The sequence below is a fragment of the Streptomyces sp. NPDC021356 genome (assembly GCF_040641015.1).
Classification (GTDB): domain Bacteria; phylum Actinomycetota; class Actinomycetes; order Streptomycetales; family Streptomycetaceae; genus Streptomyces.
Window position 1 is genome coordinate 149,073 of record NZ_JBFACU010000007.1, and the last position, 12,478, is coordinate 161,550.

Sequence of the window (12,478 nt, forward strand, 5' to 3'; positions counted from 1 at the left end):
GCCCGCTCACCCGGCCGGCGATGTGCGCCGCCACTCTCGGACGTGAGCCGGACGGCGCCCGGCCCGTTCACCCGCGCGGGGAACTACCCTGGACCGGTGCGTGACAAGACCCAAGCGAATTCCGCTCCCGGTGACCGGCTGATCCGTGCCGGTGCCATCGTGTTCTTCATCGGCGCGCTGGCCACCATGGTGACGGTGGCGCCCCTGTTCTTCGGGGCGAAGCCCTTTCCGACCTACATGTTCGGGCTGAGCATGCTCATGGCCGTCGGTTTCGTGATCGCCGCCGGCGGAGTGCTCCGGTCGATCGCGGCGGGCCGCCGTCAGGCCCGCGGCGAGGCGGGATAGGCAGCGCCGCCGGGCCCGTTCTCGGCCGAAAAGCGCGCGTCGCGCTCCGTGTACTCGGAGAGCCACGCCGGGAACGCGGTCAGGTCGGTGAGGACGACGTCCGCGCCGGCCGTCCGCAGCGCCTCCTCGTCGCACGGCCCGCTGGCCACCGCAACCGACAGGGCATCGGCCGCGCGGGCACCGCGTACGTCGCCCACGTGGTCGCCGACGTACACCTGGGCGCCGTACTCGCGCAGCGCCTGCGCCTTCTGCTCCGCCCACAGGCCGCCGATCACCGCGTCCGGCTCGATGCCGAGGTGCTCCAGGTGCAGCTTGGCGTTCGGCTCGTACTTGGCGGTCACGACGATCGCCCGCCCGCCGGCCCGCCGTACGGCCGCGACCGCCTCCCGCGCGCCCGGGAGCGCGAGCGTGGGGGCGATGGCGGTCGCCGGGTAGATCTCGCGGTACAGATCCGCCACGGCCGGGACCCGCTCGGCCGGGAACCAGTTGACCAGCTCCTCCTCCAGCGGCGGCCCGAGCCGCGTGACCACCAGGTCGGCGTCGACGGGTGTCCCGGTCCTCGCGGACAGCTCCACGTAGCAGGCGTGGATGCCCGGGCGGGAGTCGATGAGGGTCATGTCGAGATCGAAACCGACGGTCAGCAGGCGCGAGGTCATGCAAGCCATTGTGCCCGCGCACCGCCTCCGACCGACCTCCGGTCCCCGACCAGGCCCCGGCCCCCGGCGCCCGCTCCCCCGCCGCTCGGTAGCGCTCCCCCGTCGCTCGGTCCCGGCCCCGGCCACCGTTCCTCGGCTCCCGGCCGCACCCCTCGGCGTCCGAGTCGCCGCTCGACTCCCCGCTCCTCAGCCCGTCCGCCGATCCTCGGCCCCGTCCGCCCGCGCTCGGTCCCCAGTCCCCGGCTCCGGCACCGGCACCGGCACCGGCACCGGCCACCGTTCCTCGGCTCCCGGCCGCACCCCTCGGCGTCCGAGTCGCCGCTCGACTCCCCGCTCCTCAGCCCGTCCGCCGGCCTTCGGCCCCGGGTTCCGGTCCTCGCTGCCGAATCCACCGCTCGGTCCCCGGTCCCCGGCCCTCGGCCCGTCCGCCGGTCCGGTCCCCGGGGCCCTCGGCCCCGTCCCCGTCGCCCCCCGGCCGACAGCCTCACCGTCGGCGTTGTGAGCGCCACAGGAGGAACAGGGCCGACAGGACGGCCGCCGTGCGGACCACCCAGGGCCAGGTCTGGCTGACCGCGTCGTTCATGTGGCCCTGGGCGATGGGGGTGCCCCAGCGGCCGTCGTTGCGGCCCCACAGCCAGAGGAGGCCAGCGGCCAGGGCCAGACCGGGCATGCCCATGACCGCCCACTTGGACTCCGTGGGGGTCAGCCGCCGGGAGCCGTACGCGATGAGCCAACCGAACAGCAGTGCGACCAGGTTGCCGGTCACCGCGCCGCCCACCAGCAGCGCGGCGGCGAGCAGGAGCAGCGGGTTGCTCCATCTCCCGGCGCGGCCCGCCGCCTTCGACGCCCGCCGGGGCGGCAGCGGGAAGCGCCGCCGCCGGGCCGTGCCGGCTCCGGCCGCGTCCGGCCCGGTCGCCTGCGCCTCTCCCGGCGCGTCGGCCGCGGGGACGGCCTCCGCCGCCTCGGCCGGCATCTTCGGCGGCGGGGCCTTGAGCAGGTCCGGGATCTCCACCCCGCCCACGAAACCCGCCGGCACGTCGTCACCGAGCCCGAAGGGGCTGTCGTCCGTGCGCCACCAGTCGGGGCGGGGGCCCGTGCCGCCGCCCAGTTGGTCCGCGGTCGCCAGGTGCGGCGGGACCGCGCCGCCCGCCGGCGGTGCGGGGTCCGTCTCCGGGCGGGCGGGGCGGCCCGGGCGTGGTCGCGGTACGACCCGGCGCAGGCCCTTCGGTAGCCGGCGCGCCGGGGCGGCGGCCCCGTCGTCGGTCCCGGCCGCATCGGCCGCCTCGGTCGTGCGGGCGGATCCGGCGGGGCCGGGCGCGGGCCTGGACCAGGGTGCGGAGCCGGGCACGGCTCCGGTTCCGGGAGCCGGCTCGCGCTGTACGGGCACGGCGGGGCCCTGGGTCCGCGCGTCGCCGTGGGAGCCGGCGGTCCGGCCGTCCCCACCGCCCGCCGCGGCGACGATGTCGTCGGGGCGGCCCAGCCGGTCCAGGATGCGGCGCACCGCGGCGGGGCTGTCGACCGCGGCCCTGGCGCGGCACCGGTCGATCTCGTCGCGCAGCTCCGACACGAGCCGCATCCGGGTGGCCGAGGACAGCTGGCGCTGCTGCGCCACGTCCCCGACGCGGCTCAGATACTCGTAGACGACCTGGTCGCTCTCGATCCCCACGAACCCCTCCGGGGCGGCTGGCCGATGACCCCGTGGGACGACGGTACCGCGTGCGCGGCAGCCGCCGTAGCCACCCGCGACGCGCCGCCACCCGTGCCGCCGGACCCGGTGGTGGCCGCCCGCGGTCGCGCCGCCGGCCGCACCGCCCGCGCGCCGGATGCCTGCCGTGGTGTCGTACGCACCCGCTACCGTGGGTCGGATGAGCAGCGATGAGAAACCGGCGGCAGCCCCCCGCTCGCTCGCGGAGGCGCTTCGCGCGCGGGACGACGCCTCCCTGAGCGCGCTGCTGCGCAGCCGCCCGGACCTCATCACGCCGGTCCCCACCGACCTCACCCAGCTCGCCACCCGCGCCGGCACCCGCGCCTCGGTGGTGCGGGCCCTGGAGCGGCTGGACCGGTTCGCCCTCCAGACGGCGGAAGCGCTGGCCGTGGCGGCGGACCCTGCGGCCTACGGCGAACTGCTCGCTCTCATGGCCGGCGACGAAGGGGAGCCCGCCGTCGCCGCCGCGCTGCCGCGCGCACTCGGCACGCTGCGCGAACAGGCCCTGGTCTGGGGCGGCGACGACCGGCTGCGCCTGGTGCGCACCGCCCGTGAGCTGCTCGCCCCCTCCGCACAGCACCCCTCCCCCACCGGGCTCGGCCCGACGGTGCAGGAGGCCACGGCAGGCATGTCGCCGGGCCGGATCCAGGAGATCGTGACCGCCGCCGGGCTGCCCTCCACCCATGACTCGGTCTCCGCGGTGGCCTCGCTCACCGCGCTGTTCAGCGACCGGGAGCGGATGGCCGCGCTGCTCGCCGACGTACCGGACGACTCCCTCAACGTGCTCGACCGCCTCGTGTGGGGGCCGCCGTACGGGCAGGTCACCGCCGACCCGGCCCCGCGCCTGCGGCGGCTGCTCGACCGCGGGCTGCTGCTGCCCACGGCGCCCGGCACGGTCGTCCTGCCCCGCGAGGTGGCACTGCACCTGCGGGCGGGCCGTGCGCACCGCGCGCCCGAGCCGGTGCCGCCCGCCGTGGAGCCGGCGGCCACGCACCGCGCGCAGGTGGTGGACGCGACCGCGGCCGGACAGGCGTACACCGCGCTGGCCACCGTCGAGGAACTGCTGAAGGACTGGGACGAGGGCGGTCCGACCGTGCTGCGCGCGGGCGGCCTGAGCGTGCGCGATCTCAAGCGCACCGCCGTCGCCCTGGACGTGTCCGAGCCGGTCGCCGCCTTCTGGGTCGAACTCGCCTACGCGGCCGGGCTGCTGGCCTGTGACGGCGACGTCGAGGAGCGGTTCGCGGCGACCCCCGCGTACGACGAGTGGCGGGAACGGGCCGCCGCCGACCGCTGGGCGCGGCTGGCCCGGGCGTGGCTGTCGGCGACGCGGACGCCGGGTGTGGTCGGCGGGCGGGACGCGAAGGACCGCACGCTGTCCGCGCTCGGCCCGGGCCTTGACCGCTCGGCCGCCCCGGAGGTACGGCGCCGCGTGCTGTCCCTGCTGGCCGGACTGCCGGAGGGAGCCGCCCCGGCCGCCGAGTCGGTCCTGGCGCGGCTTCGCTGGGAGCGTCCGCTGCGCGGGCCGCAGCGCGACCACGACCACGGTCTGCGTGAACGCCTCGCGCGGTGGACGCTGTCCGAGGCCGAGCTGCTGGGCGTCACCGGGCGGGGCGCGCTGTCCGCGCACGGGCGGGCGCTGCTCGGCGCGCCTCCCGCCCCGGCCCCGGCACGGCCGGCCGGATCCACCGGCCCCGGCGACAAGCTGCCCGTCCACCATCACCACCGGGCCGACGCCGCCGGGGAGCCGGGAGCCGCCTCCCCCACCCCGATGTCCGCCGCCGAGCAGGAGGCCGCCGCGGCCGCCGCCGCCCGGCTGCTCGCGCCGCTCCTGCCCGAACCGCTGGACCACGTCCTGCTCCAGGCGGACCTGACGGCGGTGGCACCGGGCCCGCTGCAACGGCCGCTGGCGGACGTGCTCGGCGTGCTCGCCGACGTGGAGTCCAAGGGCGGCGCGACGGTCTACCGGTTCACCCCGGCCTCGGTGCGGCGCGCCCTGGACGCCGGCCGCACCGCCGCCGACCTGCACGCCTTCCTCGCCCAGCACTCCCGTACGCCGGTTCCGCAGCCGCTCGCGTACCTGATCGACGACGTGGCCCGGCGCCACGGGCACCTGCGGGTCGGTGCCGCGTCGGCCTATGTGCGCTGCGACGACGACGCGCTGCTGAACGAGATCCTCGCCGACAAGCGGTCCGCCGGGCTGCGCCTGCGCCGTCTGGCCCCGACCGTGCTGGCCACGCCGGCCGACCCGGCCACCCTGCTGGAGGGCCTGCGCGCGATGGGTTACGCCCCGGCGGCCGAATCCGCCGAGGGGGACGTCCTGATCGCCCGGGCCGACTCCCACCGCACCCCGCCGCGCACCGCCCCCGAACCGGTCCCGGACGGCCCGCCCGTCCCCGACACCACGCTGCTGTCGGCGGCCGTGCGTGCGATCCGGGCAGGTGACCTGGCCTCCACCGCGCCACGCAGACCGACCGCTTCGGCCGCGGCCGACGGCGACCTGCCCCGCACCAGCTCCGCCGAGACCCTGGCCACCATGCAGGCCGCCGTCCTCACCGGCGAGGTCCTGTGGATCGGCTACGTCAACGCCGAGGGCACCGCGGGCCAGCACGTCATCGCCCCCATCCGCGTCGAGGGCGGCTTCGTGACGGCGTACGACCACACGGCCGACGAGGTACGCACCTACCCCCTGCACCGGATCACGGGTGTGGCGGAGCTGGAGCCGGACGCCGGCTGAGGGCGCCGGAGTCCTGCAAGGTCCCGGTGCCGGTCCGGCCGTGCGGCCGTCCGGACGCCCGCACGTCGTGAGGCTGCCGGAGCTCGCCCACCTCAAGCTCTGGAAGTGGGCCCACATGCTCGGCTTCCGCGGCCACTTCTCCACCAAGTCACGCGCCTACTCCACGACCCTCGGCGCACTCCGCGACGTCCGCCGTGCTTGGCGTCTCGCCCAGGCCGAAGCCGCCCGTGCCCGCGCCGGCCTCCCCGCCACCGACGAGACGACCCTCGTCACCGCCTCCTCCTGGACCTACCTCAGCAGCGGCTACCGCCCTGGTGAGGAGTTCCTCGCAGCCCAGGTCCGCCACGACATAGCCCACACCCAACGCCTCAAGCAGGAGGGGGATTCCTCATGGCCAACAGCAAGACGACGTTCGTCGGCCGCTTCCACTGCGGCCAAGGCTCCTGGCGTGTCTCCACTGGGGCTGAGGAAGTCGCCACGGTCATCGGGCAGCTCTTCGGCAGGCAATCGCCGCCCCACGTCAGCTACGAAGCCGACCACTTCGAAGTGCTGCCCCGATCAACCTCCATGCGGGTCGTCATCTCCGGCCCCGAATCCATCAAGGCCGGGCTGCTGACAGCCGCACCCCGCTATGAACCCCAGCCCGGTACTCGCCTCTCGTTCCGCCTCGCCGACGCACACGCCCTCGGCGGCTTCCGCCTCAGTTCCGCCTCCTGGGACCTGGCGGAATCCGTCCCAAAGCTGAGGACGGCACTGTCCGAGACAGACGGGGACGCCCTCTGTGAACTCGCCGCAGAGACAGTTGAGTTCACAACCCGCGATGGTGCGGCCCTGTCGTATTGCCGCCCCTCTATCAAGGTCATCGGCCCCTGGCGCAACCCCGACCAGTACGCCACCTAAGCTCGCAGCCACGGAGCGTCACGGAGTCCACGTAGGTTTCCGAAGCTCGATCGCCGGTTACCGAAAGTCATTTTCGGCGCGGTACGGCTCCGTCCTGCCAGCGGTACAGGTCACGCAGCAGGGAAATCTCAGCGCCGTGATGGATCAGCTCCCTGTTGACGTGCAGGACTCTGTTCTCCATGGGAAACCGCTCGGGACCCACCGTGGGCGGATTCTCCAGGTCAGCGTCCGAGAGCTCGCGGACCCCCGCGTTCCATCTCCCATACATCTCATCGAGCTGCTTCAGCGCCTCGTCAGCGGTCCCCGCGTAGGCGAATGTCCCGGAGTCGACGTCCTGGCCGCCGAAGTACCATCCGACCCGATAGCCCAGGCAGGAGACGATGATGTGTGCCAGCCGCCAGGCAATCGTGGTCACCGGCGCCGGCTCCGGGCCAGGGGACGCGAAGTCCATCGCCCACTCTCCCGAACCTTCCGACATCGGTGCGGCCGACGTGCCACGTGGGCGGATGCTCCAGCAGCCGCGCACCGGCTCCCAGAAGTACTCCTCGTCGGTAAGACCCTCCAGCCGTGGCCGCAAGTTCTTGCGCCAGTACCAGTCCGACTGCTCCGCGAGCCGTTCGCTTCTTGTCATTGCCGCACACTACAAACTACGAAGATCTTGCAGCGACCCTCGCGGACGCTGTCGCCGGCCGTGGGCCGCCCGAGATCAGCATGAGTATCCCGGGCAAGCGCCACGCCAGAGCCACCGACCTGCATGTTCGAAGATGGCGAAGACTCCCTGAACACGCAGCGGCGCCCCCACCTCGTCCGTCCGGTGGGGGCGTCGCTGCGGGTGTCCGGTGACGTCGGCGTCAGCCCTGGCTGTCAGCCGCCTCGGTCTCCTGTTCGCTCTCCTTCGCCGCTGCCGCCCGCCGAAGATGCCCCTCCTCGCCGAAGTACACCGACAGACGCGACGTGTCCAGCTTCTTGCCGCCGCGCCTCGCGGGTGCGGGTGCAACCTCCACGTAGCCGCCCGCGTTCAACAGCAGATCTCGCTTACCGGCCACGTCCGAGCGCTTCCACTGCTCGGCGTGCGTCTCTCCGGTCGGCTCCGCCTTCACGCCGCCCGGCTTCGCCGTTCGCTGCCTCTCCTTCAGGGTCGCCAGTCGCTCCTCCAGCATGGCGTACTGCTCCGCGTACCTGATCGCTCCGTCATCGCCCCTGAACAGGCCCCGGTCGTAGCGATCCTTTCGCAGATCGGCCAACGCTTCCTCGGCCTGTCTGATCTGCGGGCGGAAGTCCTCGCCCGCCTCCTGGACCATCCGCATCACGGAGAGGTGCCCGTACTTCGCGAGGAACTGCTCGGTTTCGTACTCCTCGGTGGTCACCCCCGCCACGGTCGGCCCGTAGCACCTCACGTCCGGCTTCTCCTCCCCCTTCGCCGCCCGCTGGCGGTACTTCAGAGGGCCGATGCACCGGTACCGAAGCTGACCGTTGCGCCCGCTGAAGGTGCACATGCGCTCGCCGCAGACTCCGCAGTGCATGATGCCGCGCAGCAGAGACGTCCCCTCCCGGCGCTTCTCACCGGGATTGGCCCGGCGCTCCAACTCGTCCTGGAGCGTCTGCCAGGTGTCCGTGTCGAGGATCGGCGGGCGGTCGACCAGGGGCAGACCGTCCGTCCGCAGGATCGGCTTTCCGTCCTCGATGACCTGGCCGAGCAACTGGGGGTTGCCCAGCAGGCTGCGCAGCGTCGTCGTGTACCACTGCTTGGAGTCGCTGCGCTTGCCCGTGGTCTGGCGTGACGTGTGGCCGGGAGAGGGGACACCCTCCTTGTTGAGGTCGTTGATGATCTGCATGAGGGAGTCCTTGGCCAGGACCCGTTCCACGATCTTCCTGATCGTCTTGGCCTCGTCCTCGTTGACCGCGAGAACCTTGCCCGCCCCGTTGGGATTGGGGACGACCATGTACCCGTACGGGACCCGGCCGCCGGTGTAGCGGCCCTCGCGGCGCAGGTGCACGTGCGCGCTGGACACCCGCATCCCGATGGTGTCGGACTCCAGCTCGGCGAAGACCGCGATCACCTTCGCCATGGCCCGGCCCATGGACGACGTGAGGTCGAGCGGCTCCGTCGCCGACGCGAGCGCCACACTCTGGTGCTCGGCGAGCCGCATGATCTCCGCGAAGTCGACCGTCGAGCGTGCGAGCCGGTCGATCTTGAAGAACACGATCACGTCCAGCGCGGCGAGCCTGGTCAGAATGCGTTGCAGCCCTGGCCGGTCGAGGCCCCGCGAGAAGCCGGAGACGTCGATGTCTTCCTCGACGACTATGACGTTCCAGCCACGTGCCTCACACAACGCCTCGCAAGCCGCTCTCTGGCGCTCAGGAGAAGTCGTCTCGTCCGTTTCACGCGATAGGCGAACATAGATAGCGGCGCGCATCCCCGGCGCGCTGGCCGGAACGCCCTTTCGGCGCCGGGCACGGGGCATGGCCCGAGCCGTGGCAGGTGCGGTGTCTGCCACGCTGACGATCTTATCCGTGGAGGTATGCGTGTCCTGCCTAATCGTCCAGTCCGACAAGACCCTGCTCCTGGAGGTCGACCACGAGCAGGCCGACGACTGCCGCCGCGTCATCGCGCCCTTCGCCGAGCTGGAGCGGGCGCCCGAGCACATCCACACCTACCGGGTGACCCCGCTGGGCCTGTGGAACGCGCGGGCTGCCGGCCACGACGCCGAGCAGGTCGTGGACGCCCTGGTGCAGTACAGCCGCTACCCGGTGCCGCACGCCCTGCTCGTCGACATCGCCGAGACGATGGACCGGTACGGGCGGCTGACCCTCAGCAAGCACCCGGCGCACGGGCTGGTGCTGACCACCACCGACCGGCCGGTGCTGGAGGAGGTCCTGAAGTCCAAGCGGATCGCCCCGCTGGTGGGGAACCGCATCGACGCCGACACCGTGGCCGTGCACCCCTCCGAGCGCGGGCAGATCAAGCAGGTGCTGCTGAAGCTGGGCTGGCCCGCCGAGGACCTGGCCGGGTACGTCGACGGCGAGGCGTACCCGATCGAGCTGGCCGAGGACGGCTGGGCGCTGCGGCCCTACCAGAAGCAGGCCGTGGAGAACTTCTGGCACGGCGGCAGCGGTGTGGTCGTGCTGCCCTGCGGGGCCGGAAAGACCCTGGTCGGCGCGGGCTCGATGGCGCAGGCCAAGTCCACCACCCTGATCCTCGTCACCAACACCGTCTCCGCCCGGCAGTGGAAGCACGAGCTGGTGAAGCGGACCTCGCTGACCGAGGACGAGATCGGCGAGTACAGCGGGACCAGGAAGGAGATCCGGCCGGTCACCATCGCCACGTACCAGGTCCTCACCACCCGGCGGAAGGGCGTCTACCCGCACCTGGAGCTGTTCGACTCCCGGGACTGGGGGCTGATCGTCTACGACGAGGTGCACCTGCTGCCCGCACCGGTCTTCAAGTTCACCGCCGATCTGCAGGCCCGGCGGCGGCTCGGGCTGACCGCGACGCTGGTGCGCGAGGACGGCCGTGAGTCCGACGTGTTCTCCCTGATCGGCCCGAAGCGGTTCGACGCGCCCTGGAAGGAGATCGAGGCGCAGGGCTACATCGCGCCCGCCGACTGCGTCGAGGTCAGGGTGAACCTGACCGACTCCGAGCGGCTGGCCTACGCCACCGCCGAGACCGAGGAGAAGTACCGCTTCTGCGCCACCACCGCGACCAAGCGGAAGGTCACGGAGGCGATCGTGCGCCGCTTCGCCGGGCAGCAGATCCTCGTGATCGGGCAGTACATCGACCAGCTCGACGAGCTGGGCGAGCACCTGAACGCCCCGGTCATCAAGGGCGAGACGTCCAACGCCCAGCGGGAGAAGCTCTTCGACGCCTTCCGCGAGGGCGAGATCAACGTGCTCGTGGTGTCGAAGGTGGCGAACTTCTCCATCGACCTGCCGGAGGCGACGGTCGCGATCCAGGTCTCGGGCACCTTCGGCTCGCGCCAGGAGGAGGCCCAGCGCCTGGGCCGCGTGCTGCGCCCCAAGGCCGACGGCCACCAGGCCCACTTCTACTCGGTGGTCGCCCGCGACACGATCGACCAGGACTTCGCCGCGCACCGCCAGCGCTTCCTGGCCGAACAGGGCTACGCCTACCGGATCATGGACGCGGACGAGCTGCTGGCCGGGGAGGCCTGACCGGTACGGAGCCGTCGCCGCCCCGTCCGAGCCGCCCCGAGGCACTCGCCGCCAGCAGGGCCAGCCCCAGCAGGGCGTAGGGCGAGGCGAGCGGCTCCTGCCACCACGGCAGGCGCAGGTCCAGGTCACCGGCGTGCGGGACGAGCCACAGCGTGCGGGCCGTGAACACGAGCGCGGTGAGGGCCGCCCACGCGCGGTGCCCCTCGGCCAGGAGCACGACGGTCAGCGGGACGCACCACACCCAGTGGTGGGACCAGCTGATCGGGGAGACCAGCAGCGCGGTGAAGGCGGTCACCAGGACACCCCACCGCTCGCCGGGGGCCCGGCGGGCCAGCCACAGGCCGGCGGCGGCCACCGCGAGGGCCGGCAGCAGCCAGGCGAGCCCGGGATCGGGGTCGCGCAGCAGGCGGGCGATCAGGCCCTGGAGGGACTGGTTGTCGACGATCCACAGTTTCCCCACTCGGTCGGTCTCGAAGACGTGACGGGTCCAGTAGGCGAGGCTCGCCGCGGGTTCGGCGAGCACGCCCACGAGGACGGTCCCCGCGAAGGCGGCCGCGGCGGTGGCCGCCTCGCGTCCGCGCCCGCGCAGCAGCAGGTAGACGGCGAAGAGCCCCGGGGTGAGCTTGATGCCGGCCGCGAGGCCGATCGCGGCGCCCCTGCCGCGCGCGCCGGGCGGCCGGGTGAGGTCCCGCAGCACCAGGCAGGCGAGGGCGAGGTTGATCTGCCCGTAGCGGAAGGTCTGGAAGACCGGTTCGCACCACAGGGCGAGGGCCGTCGCGGTGCACAGCGTCGCGGGCCCGGCCGGGCGGCCCACCAGGCGCGCGGACAGGTGGACGAACCAGGCCAGCAGGAGCGCGTTGCCCGCGAGGAAGGCCGGCTTCAGCAGCGGCACGGGAAGCAGTGCCGTCGGCACGAACAGCACCGCCGCGAACGGGGGGTAGGTGGCCGGGAGGTGCCCCGCTGTGACCGCGAAGCCGTACAGGTCGCGGCCGTGGAGGACGGCCGCGCCCTCGGCCCGGTACACCAGCGCGTCCGGCATCGGCAGGCGCAGGAAGGCGAACACGGCGCCCAGCGCGAGGAAGGAGACGGCGAGGAGGGCCGGGGGCGTCGCCGCGTGTGACCGGAGGGCCACCGTCCGTTCTGTCACGGACCGACCCTAAAGGGTCACTTGCGGCGTATGCCCGCTTCCTCGCCGTACTCCCCGAGGATGATCACGTCGAACACCGCCCCCGCGAACACCTTCACGGCGTGCAGGGTGTCGCCCAGACGGTGGTGGTGGCTGCCCTGGACAGCCGTGGCACCGGCCGGGCGAGCGGCGGGTGCCGGATGGATGGTCGCTGCACTCATGACTCAAGAATGGATCCCGGAGCACCTGGTCGGCATCGGTCTGCGGAGTCAACCTTCCTGCCCTTCGCGTACCCCTCTGGAGGGAGCCCGTCCCCTACACCGGGCGGACTGCTTCCCCTAGGGGACCCGGCCGGGCCCTGGCCCGGCGCCCTGGCGTGACGCCTTGGCCGGACACCCCGCCGAACGCCCTGGCCGGACAGATCCACCCGACGGATCCACCCAGCGCGCCCACCCGACAGGCCCACCCGACGGGTCCGTCCGGCCGCTCCGCCCGGCCGCTCCGCCCGGCGGGCCGCCCGGCGGCCCGCCGGAAAAACGGTTGGCCCTCCCTACCCCCCGCCCTCTACAATCTCCGCTCTTGCCCGCCTCCCCACGGAGTGCCGCCGACCGGACGGAAACCGGCCGGCAGTTCCCGCGCGCCCGCGCCGCACGGCACCGCGTCACCCGCCGCCGCGCGCACGGCACCGCGCCGCGCCGCCTGTCCCGTAGGTCTTCCGGAGGCACCCCCTTGTCGTCGTCCACGCCCACCGACCCCGAAGCACGTCCCGCGGCACCCCGGACGGCCGCGGCAGCGGCCACCGCGCCCCCCGGGGACGACCCGCTCGCCCGTGAGCGGTCCCA

At 73.4% G+C, this 12,478-nt stretch carries 10 protein-coding genes and 1 pseudogene; 5 read left to right on the plus strand and 6 right to left on the minus strand.

What is annotated here, in order from left to right; all coding sequences use genetic code 11:
• Positions 1 to 96: 96 nt before the first annotated feature.
• On the plus strand, positions 97 to 345 hold the full coding sequence (locus tag AB0G56_RS11475) for a hypothetical protein (protein ID WP_360967188.1): 249 nt from the start codon (positions 97 to 99) through the stop codon (positions 343 to 345).
• Here the strand turns inward: AB0G56_RS11475 and AB0G56_RS11480 are convergent.
• A complete protein-coding gene (locus AB0G56_RS11480; RefSeq protein ID WP_360967191.1) occupies positions 321 to 1,001 on the minus strand; it encodes an HAD family hydrolase in 681 nt (226 codons plus the stop codon). The genes AB0G56_RS11475 and AB0G56_RS11480 overlap by 25 nt on opposite strands.
• A 484-nt stretch (positions 1,002 to 1,485) precedes the next feature.
• Positions 1,486 to 2,667: a hypothetical protein gene (locus tag AB0G56_RS11485; protein ID WP_360967194.1), complete on the minus strand. Its 1,182-nt coding sequence runs from the start codon at positions 2,665 to 2,667 to the stop codon at positions 1,486 to 1,488.
• A gap of 199 nt (positions 2,668 to 2,866) precedes the next feature.
• Here AB0G56_RS11485 and AB0G56_RS11490 point away from each other — a divergent pair, with 199 nt between their 5' ends.
• From AB0G56_RS11490 to AB0G56_RS11500, 3 genes and pseudogenes are all read left to right on the plus strand, one after another.
• The gene (locus AB0G56_RS11490) at positions 2,867 to 5,440 is read left to right on the plus strand and encodes a helicase-associated domain-containing protein (RefSeq protein WP_360967197.1); all 2,574 of its coding nucleotides are present in this window, start codon (positions 2,867 to 2,869) and stop codon (positions 5,438 to 5,440) included.
• Between the two features lie 73 nt (positions 5,441 to 5,513).
• Positions 5,514 to 5,795, plus strand: a pseudogene (locus AB0G56_RS11495) (replication initiator); the annotation flags it as partial.
• 35 nt (positions 5,796 to 5,830) lie between these two features.
• Positions 5,831 to 6,340, plus strand: coding sequence for a hypothetical protein (locus AB0G56_RS11500; protein WP_360967679.1), 510 nt, complete (start codon positions 5,831 to 5,833; stop codon positions 6,338 to 6,340).
• A 67-nt stretch (positions 6,341 to 6,407) separates the two neighbouring features.
• Here the strand turns inward: AB0G56_RS11500 and AB0G56_RS11505 are convergent, their stop codons facing one another.
• Together AB0G56_RS11505 and AB0G56_RS11510 are read right to left on the minus strand one after the other, a co-directional pair.
• Complete coding sequence (locus AB0G56_RS11505; protein ID WP_360967200.1) at positions 6,408 to 6,971, minus strand: DinB family protein; 564 nt, start codon at positions 6,969 to 6,971, stop codon at positions 6,408 to 6,410.
• A 220-nt stretch (positions 6,972 to 7,191) separates the two neighbouring features.
• Positions 7,192 to 8,949: a recombinase family protein gene (locus AB0G56_RS11510; protein WP_360967203.1), complete on the minus strand. Its 1,758-nt coding sequence runs from the start codon at positions 8,947 to 8,949 to the stop codon at positions 7,192 to 7,194.
• On the opposite strand from AB0G56_RS11510, the gene AB0G56_RS11515 reads away from it, so the two are divergent.
• Positions 8,867 to 10,510, plus strand: a complete 1,644-nt coding sequence (locus tag AB0G56_RS11515) for a DNA repair helicase XPB (RefSeq protein ID WP_360967206.1) — start codon at positions 8,867 to 8,869, stop codon at positions 10,508 to 10,510. The genes AB0G56_RS11510 and AB0G56_RS11515 overlap by 83 nt on opposite strands.
• Here the strand turns inward: AB0G56_RS11515 and AB0G56_RS11520 are convergent.
• Both AB0G56_RS11520 and AB0G56_RS11525 read right to left on the minus strand, forming a co-directional pair.
• Complete coding sequence (locus AB0G56_RS11520; RefSeq protein WP_360967208.1) at positions 10,473 to 11,657, minus strand: glycosyltransferase 87 family protein; 1,185 nt, start codon at positions 11,655 to 11,657, stop codon at positions 10,473 to 10,475. The two genes, AB0G56_RS11515 and AB0G56_RS11520, sit on opposite strands and share 38 nt — an antisense overlap.
• Positions 11,658 to 11,674: 17 nt before the next feature.
• Complete coding sequence (locus AB0G56_RS11525; RefSeq protein ID WP_360967211.1) at positions 11,675 to 11,857, minus strand: hypothetical protein; 183 nt, start codon at positions 11,855 to 11,857, stop codon at positions 11,675 to 11,677.
• Positions 11,858 to 12,478 lie beyond the last annotated feature (621 nt).

Bases quoted from the DNA above. Each gene is read 5' to 3' on its own strand.
- AB0G56_RS11525 (WP_360967211.1), bottom strand. From the start codon at position 11,857: ATGAGTGCAGCGACCATCCATCCGGCACCCGCCGCTCGCCCGGCCGGT.
- AB0G56_RS11480 (WP_360967191.1), bottom strand. From the start codon at position 1,001: ATGACCTCGCGCCTGCTGACCGTCGGTTTCGATCTCGACATGACCCTC.
- AB0G56_RS11490 (WP_360967197.1), top strand. From the start codon at position 2,867: ATGAGCAGCGATGAGAAACCGGCGGCAGCCCCCCGCTCGCTCGCGGAG.
- AB0G56_RS11505 (WP_360967200.1), bottom strand. From the start codon at position 6,971: ATGACAAGAAGCGAACGGCTCGCGGAGCAGTCGGACTGGTACTGGCGC.
- AB0G56_RS11500 (WP_360967679.1), top strand. From the start codon at position 5,831: ATGGCCAACAGCAAGACGACGTTCGTCGGCCGCTTCCACTGCGGCCAA.
- AB0G56_RS11510 (WP_360967203.1), bottom strand. From the start codon at position 8,949: ATGACGCGGCGGCAGTCGTCGGCCTGCTCGTGGTCGACCTCCAGGAGC.